Source organism: Mycobacterium sp. E3247 (assembly GCF_001667785.1).
GTDB lineage: Bacteria > Actinomycetota > Actinomycetes > Mycobacteriales > Mycobacteriaceae > Mycobacterium.
Map to the genome: position 1 here is coordinate 1 of NZ_LZJG01000503.1, position 1,469 is coordinate 1,469.

General features: G+C 66.6%; 2 protein-coding genes. Both read left to right on the forward strand.

Features of this window, described 5'->3' with window-relative positions; translation table 11 throughout:
- Nucleotides 1-1,065 (forward strand): cytochrome P450 (locus A9X04_RS25350; protein WP_067926725.1); only part of this gene is annotated, 1,065 nt, incomplete at its 5' end.
- Nucleotides 1,066-1,469 (forward strand): SDR family NAD(P)-dependent oxidoreductase (locus A9X04_RS25355; RefSeq protein WP_156764531.1); only part of this gene is annotated, 404 nt, incomplete at its 3' end. It lies immediately after the preceding gene.

The following is a 1,469-nucleotide window of genomic DNA, read 5'->3' on the forward strand; positions in this document are numbered from 1 at the left end:
GACGTGCTGCAGGGATTCCGCAACAGCACAACGCTATCCAACAAGTACGGCGTTTCGCTCGACCCGGCGTCGCGCGGTCCGCACGCGTCGAAAACGATGTCGTTTCTGGCGATGGACGATCCCGCGCACCTGCGGCTGCGGACCCTGGTGTCGAAGGGGTTCACCCCGAGGCGGATTCGCGAACTCGAGCCCCGCGTCACCGAGATCGCCACCCAGCACCTGGACACCATGCTGGAAAACGCCAAGGGCGGCACCGTCGACTACGTCGACGAGTTCGCGGGGAAGCTGCCCATGGACGTCATCAGCGAGTTGATGGGCGTCCCCGAGCCGGACCGCGCCCAGGTCCGGGCCTGGGCCGACGGGGTGATGCACCGCGCCGACGGTGTCACCGACGTGCCACCGGAGGCTGTCGAGGCCTCCATCAACCTGATCGTCTATTACCAGGGAATGGTGGCCGAACGGCGCAAGCAGTTGACCGACGATCTGACCTCGGCCCTGCTGGAGGCCGAGATCGACGGCGACCGGCTCACCGACGAGGAAGTCCTCGGGTTCATGTTCCTGATGGTGATCGCCGGTAACGAGACCACCACCAAACTGCTTGCCAATGCCGCCTTTTGGGGTCACAAGAATCCGGACCAACTGGCCCCGGTCTACGCCGACCTGTCGCGGGTGCCGCTGTGGGTCGAGGAGACCCTGCGCTACGACACGTCGAGCCAGATCCTGGCGCGCACCGTGTCCGGTGAGCTCACCCTGTATGACATCACGATTCCCGAGGGCGACGTCCTGCTGCTGTTGCCCGGTTCGGGCCATCGCGACGAGCGGGTGTTCGACAACCCCGACGACTATCTGATCGGGCGCGAGATCGGGCCCAAGCTCTTGAGTTTCGGTAGTGGCGCGCACTTCTGCCTGGGCGCGCATCTGGCGCGGATGGAAGCCCGGGTCGCGCTGAACGAGTTGTTCAAGCGAATCCGCGGATATGAGGTGGACGAGGCCAACGCCGTCCGCGTCCACTCCAGCAATGTCCGCGGATTCGCTCACCTACCCATGACCGTGGAGGTCCGCTGAATGCCCCGCTTTGACCCCCTGCCCGCACGCCGGCCGGCCATCGTGGCGGGTGCCTCCTCCGGCATCGGAGAGGCCACCGCCATCGAGCTCGCGGCGCACGGCTTCCCGGTGGCCCTCGGCGCCCGCCGGGTGGAGAAGCTCAACGACATCGTCGGCAAGATCAACGCCGAGGGCGGCGAAGCGGTCGGATTCCACCTGGACGTCACCGACCCCAACTCGGTGAAAGCCTTTGTCGCGCAGTCCGTCGACGCGCTCGGCGACATCGAGATCCTGGTCGCCGGCGCGGGCGACACCTACTTCGGCAAACTCGCCGAGATCACCACCGACGAGTTCGAGTCGCAGCTGCAGATCCACCTCGTCGGCGCCAACCGGCTGGCCGCCGCGGTGCTGCCCGGCATGCTCGA